Source organism: Intrasporangium sp. DVR (genome assembly GCF_040365325.1).
In the GTDB taxonomy this organism is placed as follows: domain Bacteria; phylum Actinomycetota; class Actinomycetes; order Actinomycetales; family Dermatophilaceae; genus Intrasporangium.
The window spans coordinates 283,397-304,167 of record NZ_BAABZW010000019.1 but is presented as its reverse complement, the minus strand read 5'-3'; the positions used below and the strand labels follow the sequence as shown (position 1 = coordinate 304,167).

Genomic DNA, 20,771 nt, shown 5'->3' with positions numbered 1-20,771 from the left:
TGGCGCCATGACCTCAGGGGCGGCCCCGCACCCAGAGTTCTCGACGTCCTTCCCGGAGCTGCGCGGGCTCCTGTCGCTCCGGCCGTTCCGCAGGCTCTTCCTGGCGGGGTCGCTCTCGAGCTTCGGTGACTGGCTCGCCCTTCTCGCCACGACGTCGCTCGCCGCGGCCCTGGCCGGGGACGGGGTGGGACAGTATCTCGCCGTCTCCGGCGTCTTCATCCTGCGGATCGCCCCCGCAGTCGTCCTCGGTCCCTTCGCCGGCGTCGTCGCTGACCGGTGGGACCGGCGCCGGACCATGGTCGTCGGGGACGTGTCGCGCTTCGTCCTCTTCCTGTCCATCCCCCTCGTGGGCCAGCTGTGGTGGATGTACGTCGCCATCGTCCTCATCGAGTGCGTGTCCCTCTTCTGGAATCCCGCCAAGGACGCCACGGTGCCCAACCTCGTGCCCCCGCAGCGCCTGGAGCTCGCCAACCAGCTCAATCTCATCGGCAGCTACGGCACGGCGCCCGTCGCGGCCCTGGCCTTCTCCGGACTGTCCCTCGTCGGCCAGCCGCTGAGCAGCCTCCTTCCGGGGCTGGACGAGGACGGGATCTTCCTGGCCATCTATGCCAATGCCGCCACCTTCCTCATCAGCGCGTGCATCGTCTGGCGGCTCGACTTCCCTCCTCGCACCGCGCCGCAGCAGCTGTCCGGCGAGCCCGTCTTTCGCAGCATCGCGGACGGCTTGCTCATCCTGAAGGAACGGCCGTTCGTCCGAGGACTCATCGCCGGCATGCTGGGAGCCTTCGCCGGGGGCGGCCTCGTGATCGGCCTGGCCACCCGGTTCGTCGACGACATGGGGGCCGGTGCGCCGGGGTATGGCATGCTCTTCGTCAGCGTCTTCACGGGAATGGCGCTCGGCCTCGTCCTCGGCCCCCGGGTGCTGCGCGGCTTCTCCCGAGCCAGGTTGTTCGGAGCCGCGCTGACCGGGGCGGGCACCGTCCTGCTGGCCCTGGCCCTCGTCCCGACACTGCTGCTCGTGCTTCCCCTGGCGCTCCTGCTCGGAGCCTTCGTCGGGGTCGGTTGGGTCGTCGGCTACACCCTCATCGGGCTCACCGTGGAGGATGAGATCCGCGGCCGCACGTTCGCGCTCGTCCAGTCCCTCGACGGAGTGGTGCTCGTCATCGTGCTCGCCCTCGCGCCGCTCGCCGCCGCCCCGTTCGACGCCGTCCTGGGGCTTCCCGTGTCGGTCGACCTCGGGCCGCTGGTGCTGACCTACACCGGCGCCATGGTGACGTACCTGGTGGCGGGCGTGGCCATGATCGGCTCCGGGATCTGGGCGTGGCGGAGCATGAACGATCGGCCCGGCCTGACGGTGCTCGCGGAGATCCGCGAGGTGCTCGGACGCCGACACAGCTGACGTCGGGCCCCCACGAGGAGGGGCCCGACGTCAGTCGGTTCATCCGGCGGTGGTCACTCCGACGGCTGCGGCACCGAGCAGCCGATCTCGGGGTCGAGCCCGAGGTAGTTGAGCGGCCCGGCGATGATCGTCAGGGCGGCGCTGCCGATCCGGCTGCAACTCGGCTCGGCGGAGCCGAAGTACCCCCGCTGGAACGCGGCGAAGGCGCCGATGAGGAGCCAGATGACGAGCACGACGGTGCTGATGCTGGTGCGAGACCTGCGACGGACGGCCATGGTCACCTTTCGTGGACGTGGTGTCACCCGGGTGGCGACACCTGCGTGGGCGGGCAACCGGACTGGTGGAGGTCATCCGAGGCCCTTGTTGCCCAAGCCCATCCATCCCGTACCCACGCCGAGATCGGACAAGTCGGGCGGATCCGCGAGGGCCCTTCCGGCCCGCCCGCCGCACCGAGCCACAGCCCAACGGTCTGCGACCCGGTGCGCGAGCCCAGCGGCATACGGCCAGGTCGGTGAACTGACGTAGGCTGTCCCATCGTGGCTGTTGACTTCACGCAAGAGATCAAGGACCTGCGCGCGACGATGGACTCCGTGCGCGGGGTCACCGACCTCGACGCGCTCGCGAGGCAGATTGCCGAGCTCGAGCAGCAGGCCTCCGTGCCCAACCTGTGGGACGACCCCGACAAGGCCCAGCAGGTCACCTCGGCCCTGTCCCGCGCCAACTCCGAGCGCGACCGCGTGCTCAGCATGGACAGTCGCATCGATGACCTCGAGACCCTCGTCGAGATGGCCACCGAGGAGTCCGACCAGGACACGATGGACGAGGCCGAGCGTGATCTCGCCAAGCTGAAGAAGGACGTCGGTGAGCTCGAGGTCCGGACCCTCCTCTCCGGCGAGTACGACGAGCGTGAGGCCGTCGTCACGATCCGGGCCGGCGCCGGCGGGGTCGACGCCGCCGACTTCGCAGAGATGCTCATGCGGATGTACCTCCGCTGGGCCGAGCGACACGGCTACCCGACCAAGGTCATGGACACCTCCTACGCCGAGGAGGCGGGCCTGAAGTCCGCGACCTTCGAGGTCAACGTCCCCTATGCCTTCGGGCACCTGTCGGTCGAGGGCGGCACACACCGCCTCGTGCGGATCAGCCCGTTCGACAACCAGGGCCGCCGGCAGACGAGCTTCGCCGCCGTCGAGGTCATCCCGCTCATCGAGTCCGACGACTCGATCGAGATCCCCGAGAACGAGATCAAGGTCGACGTGTTCCGCTCGTCGGGTCCCGGCGGCCAGAGCGTCAACACGACCGACTCCGCCGTGCGGATGACCCACATCCCGACCGGCATCGTCGTGTCGATGCAGAACGAGAAGTCCCAGATCCAGAACCGCGCCGCCGCCCTGCGTGTCCTCCAGTCCCGGCTCCTACTGCTCCGCAAGGCGGAGGAGGCGGCGACCAAGAAGGAGATGGCCGGCGACGTCAAGGCCAGCTGGGGCGACCAGATGCGTTCCTACGTCCTCAACCCGTACCAGATGGTCAAGGACCTCCGGACGGACTACGAGACCGGCAACCCGAGCGCCGTCTTCGACGGGGACATCGACGGCTTCATCGAGGCCGGCATCCGTTGGCAGATCGGCCAGCGCAAGTCCGCCGCGGCCGTCTGAGGTCCGGAGGCTCCGGCCGCGGCTCGCCACGCCCGGTTGCCCGGTTGCACCGGTTTCCCCGGGTCCGGCCCGTAGCCTCGTAGACGGCTACGGAGCATGCCGTATGCCGCTGAGCTCGGTCCCAGCCCGCCGCTGGCTCCGCGCCCAGCACCTCTGCCCCCGATGAACGAGGTCCAGGGAAACCGGCGATGATCCTCTTCGAGAACGTCACCAAGACGTATCCACGGACACAGCGTCCAGCGCTCGACGACGTGTCGCTCGAGATCACTCGCGGCGAGTTCGTCTTCGTCGTGGGCACGTCCGGCTCGGGCAAGTCCACCCTGCTCCAGCTGGTCATGAAGGAGCAGGACGCCACGTCCGGGCGCATCCTCGTCGCGGGTCGCGACCTGGGCCGGCTGCCGGACCGGAAGGTCCCGGCGCTCCGGCGGGAGATCGGCTTCGTCTTCCAGGACTTCCGCCTCCTGCCCAACAAGACGGTCCACCAGAACGTCGCCTACGCACTGCAGGTGCTCGGCGCCTCACGGGCGCGGATCCGCCAGACGGTGCCCGAGACGCTCGAGCTGGTCGGGCTCGCGGGGATGGGCAAGCGGCTGCCGCACCAGCTTTCTGGCGGCGAGCAGCAGCGCGTCGCGATCGCCCGCGCCTTCGTCAACCGGCCGCCCGTCCTCCTCGCGGACGAGCCGACCGGCAACCTCGACCCGGACACGAGCCTCGAGATCGTCAAGCTCCTCGAGCGGATCAACCACACCGGCACGACCGTCGTGATGGCCACGCACGACACGGCGACGGTCAACGCCATGCACAAGCGCGTCATCCGTCTCGACCAGGGCCTGCTCGTCGCTGACGTCGAGAGCGGGGACTACACGACCGGTTCCATCCCGCGTGTCGTGCTCGAGCCGGCGCATCCGGACGACCTGCCCGACCCGCTCCAGGTCGAGGCCATCGACGCCATCGAGGCCTATGAGGAGGAGGAGGGCGAGCTGCCGCCGATCGGTCGCGACGCGGACGAGCCGGTCGACACCGGCCGGCAGGAGCGGTTCTCCCTCTTCCGCCGCCGCCAGCCCGAGCGTTCCAGTTCCAGCACCCACTGATCGAGACGAGCCATGCGACTCCAGTTCCTCCTCGGGGAGATCGGCAACGGTCTTCGCCGCAACCTCTCGATGGCGGTCTCCGTCGTCATCGTCACGATGATCTCGATGTACCTGCTCGGGCTCGGCCTCATGGGTCAGCGGCAGGTCGACACCATGAAGGACTACTGGTACGACCGCGTCCAGGTCACCGTGCTGCTCTGTGCGGAGAAGACCCGCTATGCCAACTGCGCCGGACAGCCGACCTCCGAGGAGCAGCGGGAGACGATCAAGCAGGAGCTCGAGGCGCTCCGACCCACGGTGAGCGAGATCTACTACGAGTCTCGGGCAGACGCGTTCGGCCGGTTCAAGCAGACGTACAAGAACTCGCCACTGGCGCGGGCAGGGGAGTCGTACTTCGCGGACTCCTACCGGGTCAACCTGTCCGACCCCGGCAAGTTCGACGTCGTCGCCAGCTCGATCAAGGGCATGCCGGGAGTGGCGGACGTTCAGGACCAGAAGAAGCTGCTCGAGAAGTTCTTCACCTTCATGAACACCGTCTCGTGGGCGGCGATCGCCTTGTCGTCCCTCATGGTGCTCGCGGCGGTGATGCTCATCTCGACGACCATCCGTCAGGCCGCCTTCAGCAGGCGGCGCGAGACGGGGATCATGCGTCTCGTCGGTGCCTCCAACTTCACGATCCGGTTCCCGTTCGTCATGGAGACCGTGCTCGCCAGTGTCGTCGGGGCCGGCTTGGCCATGCTCATGCTCTGGGGGACCGTGAAGTACGGAGTGGTGGGCTTCCTCAGCACGACCCTGACCGACACGGCGTTCATCGGCGAGGTCGACGTGCTGTCCGTCGCACCCATCGTCGTCCTCGGCGTCGTGGGGCTCGCCTCGGTGACGTCTTGGGTGACGCTCCGCCGATATCTCAGGGTGTGACCTACCGCCAACATTTGCGATTTGTCACGCACCGACACGCCGCATTCGACACAATTTGCTCGCATGGGTCTCCCCGGAGAGGTGGTGCCTGTGGTACCAATGATTCATATGTGGCGAGTGAGACAGTCGAGCGTGTCCACTGCGAGGACTGGTTGGACGGCCATCGCAGCGGTTCTCGTGTGCACCCTCTCGCTGCTCGGCGGGCTCGCGGCCCGGGCCGACGACGTCCAGGACCAGAAGCGCCGGGCAGACCGCCGCATCGCAGCGCTCGGCCAGCAGCTCGAGGGCACCAACGCGGCGCTGGCCAAGGCCTACGTCAACCTGGAGCGGACCCGCGCGGCCATTCCCGGCGCCCAGCAGAGGGTCGCGCAGGCCCAGGCGGCCCTCGCCCGGGCGCAGCAGGCCCAGGCCCAGGCCGAGGCCACCGAGGCACGCGCGATCACGGCTGAGGACAAGGCCCGCGCGCACAACGAGGAGGTCGCCCAGAAGCTCGCCGTCGCCCAGGCGAACGAGGCCCGCGCCGCCGACAAGCTCAAGAAGAGCGGCCGTGAGCTCGCCTCGTCCCAGGATGCCCTCGACGCGTACGCAGCGGAGGTCTTCCAGGGTGGCGCCGTGACCGAGTCCCAGCTGGGCATGGTGTTCGGGTCCACCTCACCCCAGGACTTCGCGGACCGGCTGGTCATGGCCGACACCGCGAGCGCCGTGGCCAGTGACACGATCGACAAGCTCGCTGCGATGACGGCCGACAACACCGCCACCAAGTCGTATCTCACGTCGGTCCGGGGCGAGGTCGCAGAGCTGAAGAAGCAGGCCGAGCAGGCCCTGCGCGCCGCCGAGGCCGCCAGCGCCGCGGCGACCCGTGCGCGCGAGGAGGCCGTGGTCGCGAAGAACAACGCCGTCACCGCCACGAGCAATGCGGCGGCCGCCCAGGCAGAGCTCGAGTCGCTCAACACGAAGCAGACCGCCTACGCCTCTGACCTGCGCAAGCAGCGCACCGACGAGAAGGCTCAGCTCGCGGCTGCGGAGCGCGAGGCTGCCCGCCTCAAGGCCGTCCTCGTCGAGCGGGCCCGGCTGGCCAAGATCGCCGAGCAGAAGCGTCTGGCCAAGCTGAAGGCGGAGCGGGACGCGAAGATCCGCGCCGAGCGAGCGAAGGCCGCGGCTGCCGCACGCCGGGGGTCGTCGTACACACCGCGCATCCCGGCGCCCGTGCAGGGCACGACCACCCCGCGGAACTACCTGTCCTACCCCGCCTACGGCCCGACCACGTCAGGCTTCGGGATGCGCTGGCACCCGGTCCTGCAGAAGTGGATGCTCCATGACGGGCTCGACTGGGGCATCGGCTGCGGGACCCCTGTCTACGCATCCGCACCGGGCACCGTGATCAGCGCCGGCTGGCGCCAGAGTGGCTGGGGCAACCAGGTCCTCATCGACCACGGCATCCACCGTGGTGTCGACCTGGTGACGAGCTACAACCACCTGTCGAGCATCGTCAAGTGGGGTGGCAGCGTGCAGCGCGGACAGCTGATCGGCTACAGCGGCACGACCGGCTACTCGACCGGGTGCCACCTGCACTTCGGCGTCTACGAGGACGGTACCCCGGTCAACCCGCGCAACTGGCTCTGACGGCGGCGTCGACAGTTCTCGGGGTAGCGTTGGGACGCCGCCCACGGGACCCAGCCCAGCGGCATACGACGTGTTGATGTGCTGTGCGAGGGGAAGGGACGGTCCGGTGCCGAAGGAGAAGGGGCGGTCGCTCGTCGCGAGCAACCGCAAGGCGCGCCACGACTACCACATCGAGGACACCTTCGAGGCCGGCATCGTGCTGTCCGGGACCGAGGTCAAGGCCTTGCGGATGGGGCGCGCCTCGCTCGTCGACGGCTTCGCCATGTTCACGGGCGACGAGCTCTACCTCGAGAACGTCCACATCCCTGAGTACCTCAACGGCACGTGGAACAACCACGCACCACGACGCAAGCGCAAGCTGCTGCTGCACCGCTCCGAGCTCGAGAAGATCGCTGGCAAGACGCGTGAGAGCGGGCGAACCATCGTTCCGCTGGCCCTCTACTTCAAGGATGGCCGCGCCAAGGTCGAGATCGCGATCGCGACCGGCAAGAAGCAGTACGACAAGCGGCACGCCCTCCGGGAGCGGCAGGACCGGCGTGAGGCCGACCGCGCCATGAGCGTGGCCCACCGCGGGCGACGGGCCTGACGCCGATGCGCCAGGGGGAGGTCCTGCGCCCGGCACGGCACCGCTGGGTGCTCCTCGCGGTCGCCGCGCTCGTCGCCGCCTGGTGGGTCGCCGCGGGCCCAGCAGGCGCCGCTCATGCGGTCGGCGACGAGGCGATGGAGCGATTCGCCGTCGTCTACGACCTTCAGCCCGACGGAAACGTGGCCGTCACCGAGACGATCACGTGGCGCTTCCCGCCGGGCGAGCAGCGCCACGGCATCTTCCGCAACATCGTCGTGCGGATGGGCTTCAACGACGAGGAGGGGAAGTACCGCTACTACGACCTCACCGATGTCGAGGTCTCGAGCCCGTCCGGCGCCCCCGACGAGTTCCGGGTCAGCGACAACGGTGCAGCCAAGGAGATCCGGATCGGTTCCGCTGACGAGTGGACCAGCGGCACGCAGGTCTACGAGCTGCGCTACACCCTGCACGACGTGCTCAACCCGATTGCGGGGGCCGGCGGGGCGGCGGACACCGTCGAGTTCCACTACAACGTCTTCGGCAGCAACGAGTTCACCGAGCGCGATCGCGTCAACGTCGTCGTCAACGCCCCGGCGGCCTCGACCCAGGTCGCCTGCTACGAGGGTGAGGCGGGGGCTGACACGACGTGCCAGTCGGCCGCCGGGGACCCGACGACCTTCGCCGCGATGGGGCTCGCCCCGGGGGAGGCGATGACCGTGATCGCCGGCTTTCCCGCCACGGCGTTCGACAACCCGCGGCCCGACGTGCGCGACGGTGACGCGGGCTCGAGCTACGGCGGGAGCGCCGCGACGGCCGCCAATGCCGCCGCGGTGGCTGCCGGGGTGGGGGCGCCCGTCCTTGCGCTCGCCCTGATGGGGGCCCTCGTGTGGACGCGTGGCCGCGACGAGCGCTACGCCGACCTCACACCGGGTCTCACCCCGTCGGTGGCCGACCGAGAGTCGCAGGCCACGACGCGCGGGGGCCCGGGCACCATTGCGGTCCAGTTCCACCCACCGGCCGGGGTGCCGCCGGGGCTCGTGGGCACGGTCCTGGACGAGAAGGCGAACCCCATCGACGTCTCGGCGACCCTGATCGACCTCGCGGTCCGCGATCACCTGCGCATCGAGGAGATCGAGGGCGGCGGAGCGTTCCGGCGAACCGACTGGAACCTCGTCCGCATGACGCCCCCGCCCGGCGACGCGCTGCTGCCCTACGAGCGCCGCCTCCTCGACGGCGTCTTCAGCTCGCGCGGAGACGTCGTCGCCCTCTCCGATCTGAAGAACACCTTTGCGAGCACCCTGAAGAAGATCCAGTCGGACATGTACGACGAAGTCGTCACGCGGCACTGGTTCCGCTCCTCACCGCAGCTGCAGCGGGGCATGTGGCAAGGTCTCGGGGTCGTCCTCGCCGTCGTCGGGGGCATGATCCTCTTCTACGGCCAGGGCGTCATGTCGGCCCTCTTGGGAGCGGGGTTCACCGGCGGCACCGTCCTGGGCGCAGGTCTGCTCCTCTCGGGGGCGATCGTCTGGCTCCTCGGCGGCCGGATGGCGGCGAAGACCGCCGAGGGGTCCGCGGTCCTGGCCCAGTCACTCGGCTTCAAGGAGTACCTCACGACCGCCGAGGCGGGGCAGATCGCCTTCGAGGAGGCGAGCAACATCTTCAGCCGCTACCTGCCGTATGCCGTCGTGTTCGGCGTGGCCGACCGCTGGGCCCGGACATTCGCCGAGGTCGCGCAGGCCGCCGAGGCGGTGGGTCGCCCCATCATGATGCCGACCTGGTACATCTGGAGCGGGGCGGCCTTCCCCGACTTCACGAGCATCGCGAGCGGGGTGGAGAGCTTCTCCACGACCTCCACGGGCACGTTCACCTCGACGCCGGGCTCGTCGGGGAGCTCGGGCTTCTCCGGAGGCGGCGGGTTCAGCGGGTCGGGTGGCGGCGGCTCCTCGTCCGGCTCCTGGTGAGGCAGCCCGCGGGCAGGGTAGGGCACCGGTATGCCGAGGGATCCCCACGAGCTTCTCGAGCCGTACCGCCGCAAGCGTGACTTCGGCCGGACGCCGGAGCCCTCGGGCGACGCCGCCGACCCGGCCGCGCCAACCGCGGAGGGTGACCGGCGCTTCGTCGTGCAGCGACATCGCGCCCGCAGGCTGCACTACGACTTCCGTCTCGAGATGGACGGGGTGCTGGCCAGCTGGGCCGTGCCGAGGGGGCCGACCCTGGATCCCGATGTACGTCGTCTCGCGGTGCACGTCGAGGACCACCCGATGGAGTACGAGCTGTTCGAGGGCGTCATCCCCGCGGGTGAGTACGGCGGTGGTGACGTCATCGTGTGGGACCGCGGCACGTGGCGGCCGTCCGACGGTGAGGACCCCGCCGAGGCGGTCCGCGCGGGTGAGCTGCACGTCGACCTCGTCGGCGAGCGGCTCCGCGGACGCTTCGTGCTCGTGCGCACCGGGAGCGACGGGTCGTCGAGTGGCTCCTCGGGCGGCTCGTCGGGCAAGGAGCAGTGGCTTCTCCTCCACAAGCGCGACAGTCACGCCGTGAGCGGTTGGGACGCCGAGGACCACCCCACGTCCGTGCTCACGGGCCGCACCAACGACGAGGTGAAGGCTGCGCCGGACCGGCTGTGGCGCTCGGACCTGCCCACCGCGGAGGCGTCGGTGCCGGTCGGGGGGACGCAGATCGAGGGTCCGTCCGAGGACGAGCTCGCGGCGCTCGCCGACCTCGGCCGCCAGGGCACCTGGGACGTGCACGGCCGCCGCCTCAAGGTCACCAACCTCGACAAGGTCCTCTTCCCGGCGCGCGACGGTGAGGAGCCGGTCACCAAGCGGGAGCTGCTCGCCTATGCCGCCCGCATCGCTCCGGTGCTGGTGCCCTACCTGCGCGGCCGCGCCCTCAACATGCACCGTTATCCCGACGGGGCGGCGAAGCAGGGTTTCTGGCACAAGGAGGTGCCGGACCACGCCCCGGAGTGGATCACCCGCTGGCACAACGCCGACGCCGACCCCGACGAGACGCAGTTCTATGTCGTGGTCGACGAGCCCGCGACGCTCGTGTGGGTCGCCGGGTTCGGCGCGCTCGAGTGGCACCCGTGGACGTCGCCGACGGAGGCCCCGGAGCGGCCGTCCTACGTGCTGTTCGACCTCGATCCGGGTGAGCGCACGAGCTGGGACGAGGTGGTCGAGCTGGCCCGCCTCCACCGGACCGCGTTCGAGCACCTGGGGCTGCGCGCCTATCCGAAGCTGACCGGCAAGCGCGGCATCCAGGTGTGGGTGCCGATCGCCAAGGGTCCGCGCTTCGACGAGACGCGTGAGTGGGCGGAGCGGGTGTCGAAGACGATCGGGGCGGTTCAGCCCGAGCTGGTCAGCTGGACGTGGCAGAAGAGCGGGCGCAAGGGGCTCGCCCGCCTCGACTACACCCAGAACGCCGTGAACAAGACGCTCGTCGCGCCCTACAGTCCGAGAGCTGCGGCCGGGGCGCCGGTGTCGGCACCGATCACCTGGGACGAGCTCGACGACCCGGAGCTGCGACCCGACCGCTTCACGATCCGCACGATCCTCGACCGACTCGAGGCGCGCGGCGACCTGTTCCGGGGCGCGCTCGCGCAGGACCAGCCGCTCCCCATCCTGCGCTGACCTCCCAGGACCCGATCGAGAGAGCAGTTGGCGACAGAGTCCGTATGCCGCTGGGCTCGCTCCCGATCGAAGGAGCAGTTCGCGACAGGCTGGGTTCAGGGAGGCGGTGTCGCGAACTGCTCTTTCGATGGGATGCGCTGGGAGGCGGTGTCGCGAACTGCTCTTTCGATGGGCTGGGGGCGGCGGTCAGCCGATGACGACGAGCAGGTCGCCGCCCTCGACCTGCTGCTGCGGGCCGATCGCGAGTCGCGTCACGGTCCCCGCCGACGGGGCGGTGATGTTCGCCTCCATCTTCATCGCCTCGATCGTTGCGACCACACCACCTGCCTCGACCCAGTCCCCTTCGCCGACGGCCAGCGTCACGACACCGGCGAACGGTGCGGCGACCTGCCCCGGCACCGTGGGGTCGGCCTTCTCGGCCGACTTCACGTCGGCCTCGACCGAGCGGTCGCGGACCTGGATCGGCCGGAACTGCCCTCCGAGGGTGCACATGACGGTGCGCATGCCCTTGGAGTCCGCCTCGCCGACGGACTGGACGCCGATGATGAGCCGCTTGCCCTGCTCGATGTCGACCTCGTACTCCTCGCCCTGGACGAGCCCGTGGAGGAACTCCACCGTGCCGAGGACGGAGAGGTCGCCATACGCCTCTCGGGAGGACTCGAACTCCTTGGTCGGGCCCGGGAAGAGCAGCTGGTTCAAGGTGCGGCGCGGCTCCTCCCTCAGGGCCTGCTCCTGCTCCGGTGTCAGCTCGGTCAGTCGGGGGCGGGCCTGGCGTCCAGCCAGGGCCTTCGTGCGGAACGGCTCGGGCCAGCCACCGGGTGGGTCGCCGAGCTCGCCGTTGAGGAAGCCGATGACGGAGTCGGGGATGTCGTACCTCTGCGGGTCGGCCTCGAAGGCTGCTGGGTCCGCTCCGGCGCCGACGAGCGCGAGCGCGAGGTCGCCGACGACCTTGGAGCTCGGCGTCACCTTGACGATGTTCCCGAGGATCCGGTTGGCGGCGGCATAGGTGTCCTCGATGGCCTCGAACCGGTCGCCGAGCCCGAGCGCGATGGCCTGCTGCCGGAGGTTGGAGAGCTGCCCGCCGGGGATCTCGTGGAAGTACACGCGTCCGGTCGGGGACTCCAGGCCCGACTCGAACGGCCGGTAGAGGTGCCGGACCGCCTCCCAGTAGGGCTCGAGGGAGAAGACGTGGTCGATGTCCAGACCGGTGGGCCGGTCGGTGTGGTCGGTCGCGGCGACGAGCGCCGACAGGGACGGTTGGGAGGTCGTGCCGGCCATCGTCGCGGTGGCGGCATCGACGGCGTCCACCCCCGCGCCGATCGCGGCCAGGAGGGTGCCGATCTGGCCTCCGGCCGTGTCGTGGGTGTGCAGGTGGACCGGGAGGTCGAAGCGCTCGCGCAGCGCGGTGACAAGGCGGGCTGCCGCGGGCGCCCGCAGCAGCCCGGCCATGTCCTTGATCGCGAGGACGTGGGCCCCGGTGTCGACGATCTGCTCGGCGAGCCGCAGGTAGTAGTCGAGCGTGTAGAGCGTCTCGTCGGGGGAGAGCAGGTCCCCGGTGTAGCAGAGGGCGACCTCGGCCACCGCAGTGCCGGTCTCGAGCACCGCCTCGACGGCGGGGCGCATCTGTGAGACGTCGTTGAGCGAGTCGAAGATCCGGAAGATGTCGAGGCCGGTCCGCGCCGCCTCGTGGACGAAGGCATCCGTCACGGCGGTGGGGTAGGGCGTGTAGCCCACCGTGTTGCGACCGCGAAGGAGCATCTGCAGGGGAACGTTGGGCATGGCCCCTCGAAGGGCGGCCAGGCGCTCCCAGGGATCCTCGGCAAGGAACCGCAAGGCCACGTCGTAGGTCGCTCCGCCCCAGGCCTCGACCGAGAGGAGCTCCGGGGTCAGGTGGGCCACGTGGCCGGCGACGTGGAGCAGGTCGCGCGTGCGCATCCGCGTCGCGAGCAGCGACTGGTGTGCATCCCGGAAGGTCGTGTCGGTCACGGCGACCCGGCTCTGTTCGCGCAGCCGGCGGGCGAACTCCGCGGGCCCGACCTCGAGGAGGAGGTCGCGGGAGCCACGCGGCAGCGGCGCATCGGGAAGGGCGGGCAGCTTGGCGCGCGGCCGCACGCGGGTGGTCGCCGGGCCGTGGGGCTGGTTGACGGTGACGTCGGCCAGGTAGGTCAGCAGCCGCGTCGCGCGGTCAGCGGAGACCCGCGCCGTGAGCAGCTCGGGCCGCTCGTCGATGAAGGAGGTGGTGGCACGGCCGTCCTGGAAGGTGGGGTCCGCCAGCACCGCCTGGAGGAAGGGGATGTTCGTCGCCACGCCCCTGATCCGGAACTCCGCCAGGGCGCGTTGCGCCCGGCGAACCGCCACCGGGAAGCTCCGACCCCGGCACGTCAGCTTGACCAGCATCGAGTCGAAGTGCGCGCTCACCTCGGCGCCGACGAAGATCGTGCCGCCGTCGAGCCGGACGCCGCTGCCGCCTGCGGACCGGTACGTCGTGATCGTCCCGGCATCGGGTCGGAACCCGTTGGACGGGTCCTCGGTCGTGATCCGGCACTGCATCGCAAAGCCGCGCGGGACGATCTCCTCCTGTCGCACCCCCAGGCCCTCGAGGGTCTCGCCGGAGGCGAGCTGCATCTGCATGACGACGAGGTCGAGGTCGGTGACCTCCTCGGTCACCGTGTGCTCGACCTGGATCCGGGGGTTCATCTCGATGAAGACGTAGCGACCGTCCTCGCCGACGAGGAACTCGACGGTCCCGGCGTTGCGGTAGCCGATGGAGCGCGCGAACGTCACGGCGTCCGTGCACATCCGGTCGCGCAGCTGCGGGTCGAGCCCCGGCGCGGGCGCGATCTCGACGACCTTCTGGTGCCGGCGCTGGACCGAGCAGTCGCGCTCGAAGAGGTGGAGGACCTGCCCCGTGGAGTCGGCGACGACCTGGACCTCGATGTGCCGAGGGTTGACCACCGCCTCCTCGAGATAGAGGGTCGGGTCCCCGAACGCGGACTCCGCCTCCCGCTGGGCCGCGGCCAGCGCGTCCGTCAACAGCTCGGGCCGGTCGACGCGGCGCATACCGCGGCCGCCGCCACCGGACACCGCCTTGACGAAGACGGGGAAGCCGATGTCGGCAGCGGCGGACTCGAGCTCCGCGAGGTCGGCCGAGGCGGCCGAGCTGCGCAGCGTGGGCAGCCCGGCTTCGCGCGCCGCCGCGATGGCGCGCGCCTTGTTGCCGGTCAGGTGGAGGACCGAAGGGGGAGGGCCGATGAAGGTGATGCCAGCGCGTTCGCACGCCTCCGCGATGTTGGGGTTCTCCGAGAGGAAGCCGTAACCCGGGTAGATCGCGTCGGCGCCGGCCTCCACTGCCTGGCGGACGATCGCCTCGTGGTCGAGATACGCGCGGACCGGGTGGCCGGCCTCACCGATCTGGTAGGCCTCGTCGGCCTTGAGCCGGTGCTCCGACTTGCGGTCCTCGTGCGGGAAGACGGCCACGGTGCGAGCACCGAGCTCGGTTGCGGCCCGGAAGGCGCGGACAGCGATCTCGCCGCGGTTGGCGACGAGGACCTTGCGGAACATGTGACCTCCAGCGTGGGTGGCGTGGCGTTGGCAGCCTAGTGGCGCACCTCACAGCCAGGTCCCGTCGATCCCATCCTGAGACGCCGTGAATGAGACGGGTCCAGCGCTGCCGCTCTGGACCCCGCCCGGCAGTGGGCCCCGCAGCGCCGCAGACCGGGCCCAGCGGCATACGGCCGGGAATGTCGTTGGCCCCTCTGTCGTTGCCAAGGCATACTGTGATCTCGCAGTAGCGATGTTTGACAAGTGCACAGCGTGACGTGGACACCCCTCATGGGGGTGATCGGTTTCGACGGTGGTCGACACATCAGGGGAAGCGGGTCGAGGATGCAGGGTTATCTCGTTAACGCTCCTTGCAAACCAATAGGTGCCAACTCCAAGCGCACCGACTTCGCCCTCGCCGCCTGAGCGAGCTCCGAAGTCCGTCAGCCTGAGCTAGTTTCCGACTCAGAGCCTGGCGTCAGCTAGGAAACTTGCTGCGCAGTCATGTTGGGGGGCTGCGCGGGACTCTTACTCAACTGGGCCTGTCAGGGAACGTGTGCGCGCGAGCCCTGGGGCCGAGAAAATCCACAGCGCACTGCACCCGGAGAAGCCCTGGTTTCTCGTCATCGGACGCGGGTTCAATTCCCGCCACCTCCACCACTTCGTGGTGGCCACGTCACGCTGTCACTGGCACTCGAGGGCGCCCACACGACGTGGGTGCCCTCCGTCATGTCGTATGCCGCTGGGCCGGGTCCCGAGCGCGCCGCCGACTCGCGCCTAGGCTGGGCCGTGTGCTGCGCGACCCGGACCTGACGCCCGGGCCGTGGCGCGCGCGAAGGGCGTTCACCTTCCATCCGCTGCTCCTGCTGCCACTGGCGCCGGTGGCTGTCCTGGTCAGGTTCCTGGGAACGACCGTCCGGGAGCCCGGGCTCCAGCGGTGGGTCGGGGTCGCCCATCTGGTCGCGCTGGCGATGGTGGCGTCGGTCGCGTCGCCGTGGCACGTGCCGAGGCGACCGGTGGCCGACCCCGTCGGGAGGACCATCACCTTCCGGGCCCGGGCAACCCTTGGTCTGATGCCGCTCGGCCTGGTCGTCTGGGGCGTCGTCCTGCTCGTCCACTTCGAGCTGATGCGGGCGGGGGCCATCGACCGCGAGATGCGGATCTGGCAGGTCGACCTGCCGTGGGGACTGACGTTGCCGCTGGGGTTCGTGATGGTCGCGCTGGGCCTCTACGTGGCCCGACCTCCGGCGCGCCACGAGCTCCTGGTGGGAGTCGACGGTCTGCACTTCCGGCACGGCCGACAGAGCTTCTCGGCGCAGTGGGACGAGATCCTGCGGCTGGAGCCCACCCTGGTGGGCGGCGTCCACCGCCGGATCGAGGTCCACGGCCCCGGGCTGGTGGCCCGCGACCATCGCGGGCACCGAGTGCGACCGACGGTGGACGCAGACGTCCTCGACTCGGACCCGGTGCGCCTGTGGCTGACCCTCGACCACTACCTGCGCCACCCGTCGCGTCGGGACGAGCTGGGCACGCCAGCGGGACGACGACGGCGTGCTGCCTGGCGCCGGCTCATGCCACGCGCGGATGGCGGCATCGCGCGTGGCCGCTGAACAGCGGTCGCTCGCTCAGGGCACGCGCGGGCGGTCGCTGCCCGTCGCGGTCACTCGGTCGAGGCGCCCTTGCCGGCCGACTCCTTGGCGATCTCCGCCTTGATCGGTGCCATGTCGAGCGCCTTGACCTGCTCGATGACGCTCTGCAGTGCCGACTGGGGCAGGGCGCCGGGCTGGGAGAAGACCAGGACACCCTCCTTGAAGGCCATCAGCGTCGGGATGGACGTGATGTTGGCCGCCCCCGCGAGCGCGGGCTCGGCCTCCGTGTCGACCTTGCCGAAGACGATCCCGTCGTTGCCGGCCTCCGCCGACGCCGCGTCATAGACCGGCGCGAACTGACGGCACGGACCACACCATGCCGCCCAGAAGTCCACGAGGACGATGTCGTTGTCGAGCACGGTCTGCTCGAACGTCTGTGCGGTCAGGTCTGTCGTAGCCATGTCACTCCCAACGGATCGGTTCCTGACTTCATTCCGGACGTGCGGCTCCCGGTCCGCGCCCGGTCGGCCGCAGCTGCCACGTCACCGTGACTGACGCACCCAGCTCGAGATCACCGCCCTCCACCGGCATTCCCGCTGCCATGTCGCGTGCGGCGAAGCTGAGGCTCGAGGCCGGCTGGAAGGGGACGGCGCCGCTCTCGACGACGCCGAGCACGTCCCCCAGCTCGGCCGCGGAGAGCCCGGCGTACTGCTCCGCCTTGGCCCTCGCCTCCGCGAAGGCGGCATCACGTGCCGTGGCCAGACCTTGCGACCGGTCCGCGACGTCGAGGCGCACCTGGTCGACGAGCAGCGCGTTGCCCACTGCCCCGGCGGCTGCCTCGAGGATGGCTCCGACCGACTCCAACCGGCGGACGGTGACGCGCAGCCGCTGCTGTGCCGTGAACCCGACCGGCGCCCCCGTGTGGTCGTACCGCTGGCTGACGGACACGTCGAGGGTCCGGATGTCTGCGTCGGCGACACCGCTGGCGCGAACGACTCCGCCCACCGCGGCGATGCCCTCCGAGGCGCCGGTGAGCGCCGCCGCGACGTCACCGGCATCGTGGCCGACCCGGAGGTCGAGTCGGACGACATCGGGGGCGACCGACGCGGTGCCGGTCCCGACCACGGTCAGCGTTCGCTTCGCCATGGCCTCAACCTAGCCCGTGGGAGCAGCGGCACGCATGGCGAGCTGGCTGCGGCTCCGGCGTGGTGCCTAGACTGCGGGGGACATGGATGGCGGTGCGCGGCGATGGTGGACGGCACTGGCCGTGCTCGCGCTCCTCGTCCATCTCGGGGCGCTGTACTGGCCCGTCGTGACAGTGGTCGGGCCGGTGTCGTGGAGCGACAAAGCGGTCCATGTCGTGGTCTTTGCCGTGCCGACCTATGTCGTCGGCACGGTCGTGGCACGACCGGGGTGGGTGGTGCTGGCGTTCGCCCTGCACGGACTGGTCAGTGAGCTGTCGCAGCACCTGTTGCTGCCGGGCCGGTCCGGCGATCCGTGGGACGTCGTCGCCGACGTCGTGGGCGTCGCGGTGGCGGCTGCCGGGCTCGTGGTCGGCGGCCGCGGTCGGCGCTGTTAGACTTGTGCGGTCCGTCTCCGAGCATCCCGGAACCTTGGACGAGCCCGACCGCCCTGCGGCGGAGGCGCTCGGCCGGCGGGATGACGACAAGGCAGCTCGCACCACCGGTGCGACCCGAACGACGCGGAGCGGACCATCCCGCCGGGGCACCGATGCCACCCGGTCCACTGGGCGCCAGGTGCGCCTGAGGCTCGTCTGCATGGTCGTGTTGTGACTCACGGCTCGAGACGAAGTCTGCTCGAGTCAAGAGAGTTGAATACGCAATGCCCAAGAAGCCCTCCTCCGGCGCGCCCAAGAAGGCCCGCTGGACCCCTGCTGAGAAGAAGGCCCGCGCGAACGTGGCCACCAAGAAGCCCCACCGCGGTCGAGATGTCGGCCAGAAGCCCGGACCGAAGTCAGCCACCAGGTCCGCGCGCCCGGCCTCGACGTCGACCAGCCACGTCGGCGGCCGCGACTGGCGCGCTCCGCGCGATGACCGGCGCGATGACCGGCGAGACGACCGCGGGTACGAGCGTCGTGATGACCGGCGCCCGGCCGCGCGTGATGACCGGCGCCCGTTCGAGCGTCGCGACGACCGCGGCTTCCAGCGTCGTGATGACCGGCGTGACGACCGCGGCTTCGAGCGTCGTGATGACCGGCGCCCTGCCGCGCGTGATGACCGGCGCCCGTTCGAGCGTCGCGACGACCGCGGCTTCCAGCGTCGTGATGACCGGCGTGACGACCGGGGCTACGAGCGTCGTGATGACCGGCGCCCTGCCGCGCGTGATGACCGGCGCCCGTTCGAGCGTCGCGACGACCGCGGCTTCCAGCGTCGTGATGACCGGCGCGACGAGCGCGGCTACGAGCGTCGGGACGACCGGCGCCCCGCGGCCCGTGATGATCGCCGCCCCGCGGCCCGTGATGATCGCCGCCCCGCGGCCCGTGATGACCGGCGCCCGTTCGAGCGCCGCGACGACCGCGGCTTCCAGCGTCGTGATGACCGGCGGGACGACCGCCGCAACGACGGCAGGGACGCGTGGCGTCAACGCGGCACCGACCGCGACCGCTTCGCCCCGAGCTCGTTCGACGAGGCGGAGGCCGAGCGGCTCGATGCCGACACCTGGACGAAGGCGACGCGCAAGCCGGTGGCCGACGGACCCGTGGAGGTCGCAGCCGACAACGGCTTCGCCGCCCTCGGGCTGTCGGAGCGGCTCGTCGAACGGCTGGCACGGGACGGCATCACCGACCCCTTCCCGATCCAGGCTGCGACGATCCCCGATGCCCTCGCCGGCAAGGACGTGCTCGGGCGGGGCCAGACCGGCTCCGGCAAGACCCTGGCCTTCGGTCTGCCGATGATCACCCGCCTCGTCGAGGCCGGTGAGCGCCGGGCTCCGCGCCGACCGCACGCCCTGGTGCTCGTCCCGACGCGCGAGCTCGCCATGCAGGTGTCCGACGCCCTGGAGCCGCTGGTGCACGTGGCCGGGCTGCGGCACAAGCTCGTGGCCGGTGGCCTCAGCTACACGACCCAGATCAACGCCCTCAACAAGGGCATCGACGTCCTCATCGCCACGCCGGGCCGGCTGAACGACCTGCTCGAGCGCGGAGCCGTTGAGCTCGACGACGTGCGGATCACGGTCCTGGACGAGGCCGACCACATGGCGGAGATGGGCTTCATGGCCGAGATCACGACCAGCCTCGACAAGATCCCGGCGGGGGGCCAGCGGCTGCTCTTCTCGGCCACCCTCGACAACGGGATCGACGAGCTCGTCGCGCGCTACCTGACCGACCCGGTGGTCCACTCGACCGACGACGCGACTGCCTCGGTCGAGACGATGGAGCACCACGTGCTGCTCATCGACCCGCAGCACAAGAAGCTCATCACCGCCGAGGTGGCGAACCGCCCGGGTCGCACCGTGGTCTTCTGCCGCACCAAGCTGGGGGCCGACCGGGTCGCCACCCAGCTGCGTGAGCAGGGGGTGCTCGCGGCGGCGCTCCACGGCGGTCTCAGCCAAGGCGCCCGGAACCGCGTGCTGGGAGCCTTCCGTGACGGCTCGCTCCCGGTTCTGGTCGCGACCGATGTCGCCGCGCGTGGAATTCACGTCGACGACGTCTCGGTCGTGCTCCAGGTCGACCCGCCTGCCGACCACAAGGACTACCTGCACCGGTCCGGACGCACCGCTCGGGCCGGCGACCGCGGCACGGTGGTCACGCTCGCGCTCCCGCACCAGCGCCGGACGATGGAGCGACAGCTCCGTGACGCCGGCGTCGGCATCTCCCCGGTCAAGGCGGCACCGGGCGACGCGATCATCGCGGCGACCGGAGCCACGACGCCGTCCGGCGTCCCCATCGCTGACGAGGACTTCGCCCGTCTCGTGGAGGGGCCGAAGTCCCACCGGCGCGGCCCGGCCGGCCCGCGTGGACCGCGCCCCGGCGCAGGCGGCGGCCATCGGCCCCATCACGGGCGCGGCGACGACCGCGGTCGCGGTCGAGGGCGTGACGCCCGCGCCGGCGAGCCGCTCGTCGGTCGCTGGGGTGACGAGGACCGTCCGCGGGGTCCACGCCGGGGGTTCTGATTCCCGCAGCCGCTGGTGACGTCGGTGTGGAAGGCTGGCCTTCGTGAGCTCGACCTTCCACACCGGCCGCCTGCTCGTGGCCACCCCGTCCGTCGAAGGGGACGTGTTCCACCGGTCGGTCATCCTCGTCCTGCACCACGACGAGGGCGGCGCCCAGGGCGTCGTTCTCAACAAGCCCCTCGCCGCGGAGGTCGACTCGGTCCTGCCGGGGTGGCAGCGTGTCGTGACCGCACCGCATGTCCTGTTCCAGGGCGGGCCGGTGGCGACGTCGTCCGCGCTGGGCCTGGTCACGGTGCCGGGGGACGAGCCCGAGCCCCTCGGGGTCAAACGCCTCTTCGGGTCGATCGGGCTGGTCGACCTCGACGTGCCGACGCCCGTCGTGGCCGCTGAGCTCGCCGGCATGAGGATCTTCGCCGGCTACGCGGGCTGGGAGGCGGGCCAGCTCGAGGCGGAGATCCGTCGGGGTGACTGGTACGTCGTCGATGCGGAGGTCCGCGACGCCTTCACGCCGGATCCCGGTCGCCTCTGGCGGGCCGTGCTGCGCCGGCAGCGCGACAGCCTCGCCTACGTCGCCAACTTCCCCGACGACCCCTCGATGAACTGAACCCATGTCGTATGCCGCTGACCC

At 70.6% G+C, this 20,771-nt stretch carries 17 protein-coding genes and 1 other RNA gene; 13 read left to right on the top strand and 5 right to left on the bottom strand.

The window, feature by feature from the left end:
• Positions 1-7 precede the first annotated feature (7 nt).
• Positions 8-1,399: an MFS transporter gene (locus ABWV20_RS15410; protein ID WP_353356582.1), complete on the top strand. Its 1,392-nt coding sequence runs from the start codon at positions 8-10 to the stop codon at positions 1,397-1,399.
• A gap of 53 nt (positions 1,400-1,452) precedes the next feature.
• On the opposite strand, the gene ABWV20_RS15405 is transcribed toward ABWV20_RS15410, so the two are convergent.
• Complete coding sequence (locus tag ABWV20_RS15405; protein ID WP_353356580.1) at positions 1,453-1,674, bottom strand: hypothetical protein; 222 nt, start codon at positions 1,672-1,674, stop codon at positions 1,453-1,455.
• A 261-nt stretch (positions 1,675-1,935) separates the two neighbouring features.
• On the opposite strand from ABWV20_RS15405, the gene prfB reads away from it, so the two are divergent.
• The 7 genes from prfB (at position 1,936) to ligD (ending at position 10,883) form a co-directional block, all read left to right on the top strand.
• The gene (gene prfB, locus ABWV20_RS15400) at positions 1,936-3,054 is read left to right on the top strand and encodes a peptide chain release factor 2 (RefSeq protein ID WP_353356578.1); all 1,119 of its coding nucleotides are present in this window, start codon (positions 1,936-1,938) and stop codon (positions 3,052-3,054) included.
• Positions 3,055-3,242: 188 nt separating this feature from the next.
• Positions 3,243-4,145 carry a cell division ATP-binding protein FtsE gene (ftsE, locus tag ABWV20_RS15395; protein WP_353356576.1) on the top strand — a complete coding sequence of 301 codons (903 nt, stop codon included), beginning with the start codon at positions 3,243-3,245 and terminating at the stop codon, positions 4,143-4,145.
• A gap of 12 nt (positions 4,146-4,157) precedes the next feature.
• Complete coding sequence (gene ftsX / locus ABWV20_RS15390; protein WP_353356574.1) at positions 4,158-5,063, top strand: permease-like cell division protein FtsX; 906 nt, start codon at positions 4,158-4,160, stop codon at positions 5,061-5,063.
• Between the two features lie 132 nt (positions 5,064-5,195).
• Positions 5,196-6,686 (top strand): peptidoglycan DD-metalloendopeptidase family protein, encoded by a 1,491-nt coding sequence (locus ABWV20_RS15385; protein WP_353356572.1) that lies wholly within the window; start codon positions 5,196-5,198, stop codon positions 6,684-6,686.
• Between the two features lie 106 nt (positions 6,687-6,792).
• Complete coding sequence (smpB, locus tag ABWV20_RS15380) at positions 6,793-7,272, top strand: SsrA-binding protein SmpB (RefSeq protein ID WP_353356570.1); 480 nt, start codon at positions 6,793-6,795, stop codon at positions 7,270-7,272.
• Positions 7,273-7,277: 5 nt separating this feature from the next.
• Positions 7,278-9,212, top strand: a complete 1,935-nt coding sequence (locus ABWV20_RS15375; protein ID WP_353356568.1) for a DUF2207 domain-containing protein — start codon at positions 7,278-7,280, stop codon at positions 9,210-9,212.
• A gap of 30 nt (positions 9,213-9,242) precedes the next feature.
• Entirely contained in the window at positions 9,243-10,883 is a 1,641-nt protein-coding gene (gene ligD, locus ABWV20_RS15370; protein ID WP_353356566.1) for a non-homologous end-joining DNA ligase, read from the top strand.
• A gap of 186 nt (positions 10,884-11,069) precedes the next feature.
• Here the strand turns inward: ligD and ABWV20_RS15365 are convergent, their stop codons facing one another.
• On the bottom strand, positions 11,070-14,444 hold the full coding sequence (locus ABWV20_RS15365) for a pyruvate carboxylase (RefSeq protein ID WP_353356564.1): 3,375 nt from the start codon (positions 14,442-14,444) through the stop codon (positions 11,070-11,072).
• A 272-nt stretch (positions 14,445-14,716) separates the two neighbouring features.
• Between ABWV20_RS15365 and ssrA the strand changes: the two genes are divergently transcribed.
• Together ssrA and ABWV20_RS15355 are read left to right on the top strand one after the other, a co-directional pair.
• Positions 14,717-15,083: a transfer-messenger RNA gene (gene ssrA / locus ABWV20_RS15360) on the top strand.
• Between the two features lie 131 nt (positions 15,084-15,214).
• Positions 15,215-16,033 carry a hypothetical protein gene (locus tag ABWV20_RS15355; RefSeq protein WP_353356562.1) on the top strand — a complete coding sequence of 273 codons (819 nt, stop codon included), beginning with the start codon at positions 15,215-15,217 and terminating at the stop codon, positions 16,031-16,033.
• 50 nt (positions 16,034-16,083) lie between these two features.
• Here ABWV20_RS15355 and trxA read toward each other — a convergent pair whose 3' ends face one another.
• A complete protein-coding gene (gene trxA / locus ABWV20_RS15350) occupies positions 16,084-16,473 on the bottom strand; it encodes a thioredoxin (RefSeq protein ID WP_353356560.1) in 390 nt (129 codons plus the stop codon).
• Positions 16,474-16,501: 28 nt separating this feature from the next.
• The gene (locus tag ABWV20_RS15345) at positions 16,502-17,158 is read right to left on the bottom strand and encodes an SIMPL domain-containing protein (RefSeq protein ID WP_353356558.1); all 657 of its coding nucleotides are present in this window, start codon (positions 17,156-17,158) and stop codon (positions 16,502-16,504) included.
• An 82-nt stretch (positions 17,159-17,240) separates the two neighbouring features.
• Between ABWV20_RS15345 and ABWV20_RS15340 the strand changes: the two genes are divergently transcribed.
• Positions 17,241-17,591: a VanZ family protein gene (locus ABWV20_RS15340; RefSeq protein WP_353356556.1), complete on the top strand. Its 351-nt coding sequence runs from the start codon at positions 17,241-17,243 to the stop codon at positions 17,589-17,591.
• Between the two features lie 395 nt (positions 17,592-17,986).
• On the opposite strand, the gene ABWV20_RS15335 is transcribed toward ABWV20_RS15340, so the two are convergent.
• The gene (locus ABWV20_RS15335; RefSeq protein ID WP_353356554.1) at positions 17,987-18,616 is read right to left on the bottom strand and encodes a hypothetical protein; all 630 of its coding nucleotides are present in this window, start codon (positions 18,614-18,616) and stop codon (positions 17,987-17,989) included.
• Positions 18,617-18,715: 99 nt separating this feature from the next.
• Here ABWV20_RS15335 and ABWV20_RS15330 point away from each other — a divergent pair, with 99 nt between their 5' ends.
• Positions 18,716-20,143, top strand: coding sequence for a DEAD/DEAH box helicase (locus ABWV20_RS15330; protein WP_353356552.1), 1,428 nt, complete (start codon positions 18,716-18,718; stop codon positions 20,141-20,143).
• A 43-nt stretch (positions 20,144-20,186) separates the two neighbouring features.
• Positions 20,187-20,747 (top strand): YqgE/AlgH family protein, encoded by a 561-nt coding sequence (locus ABWV20_RS15325; RefSeq protein ID WP_353356550.1) that lies wholly within the window; start codon positions 20,187-20,189, stop codon positions 20,745-20,747.
• The last annotated feature ends 24 nt before the right edge of the window (positions 20,748-20,771 follow it).

Bases quoted from the DNA above. Each gene is read 5' to 3' on its own strand.
- ABWV20_RS15410 (WP_353356582.1), top strand. From the start codon at position 8: ATGACCTCAGGGGCGGCCCCGCACCCAGAGTTCTCGACGTCCTTCCCG.
- ABWV20_RS15405 (WP_353356580.1), bottom strand. From the start codon at position 1,674: ATGGCCGTCCGTCGCAGGTCTCGCACCAGCATCAGCACCGTCGTGCTC.
- ftsE (WP_353356576.1), top strand. From the start codon at position 3,243: ATGATCCTCTTCGAGAACGTCACCAAGACGTATCCACGGACACAGCGT.
- ftsX (WP_353356574.1), top strand. From the start codon at position 4,158: ATGCGACTCCAGTTCCTCCTCGGGGAGATCGGCAACGGTCTTCGCCGC.
- ABWV20_RS15375 (WP_353356568.1), top strand. From the start codon at position 7,278: ATGCGCCAGGGGGAGGTCCTGCGCCCGGCACGGCACCGCTGGGTGCTC.
- ligD (WP_353356566.1), top strand. From the start codon at position 9,243: ATGCCGAGGGATCCCCACGAGCTTCTCGAGCCGTACCGCCGCAAGCGT.
- ABWV20_RS15365 (WP_353356564.1), bottom strand. From the start codon at position 14,444: ATGTTCCGCAAGGTCCTCGTCGCCAACCGCGGCGAGATCGCTGTCCGC.
- trxA (WP_353356560.1), bottom strand. From the start codon at position 16,473: ATGGCTACGACAGACCTGACCGCACAGACGTTCGAGCAGACCGTGCTC.
- ABWV20_RS15345 (WP_353356558.1), bottom strand. From the start codon at position 17,158: ATGGCGAAGCGAACGCTGACCGTGGTCGGGACCGGCACCGCGTCGGTC.
- ABWV20_RS15340 (WP_353356556.1), top strand. From the start codon at position 17,241: ATGGATGGCGGTGCGCGGCGATGGTGGACGGCACTGGCCGTGCTCGCG.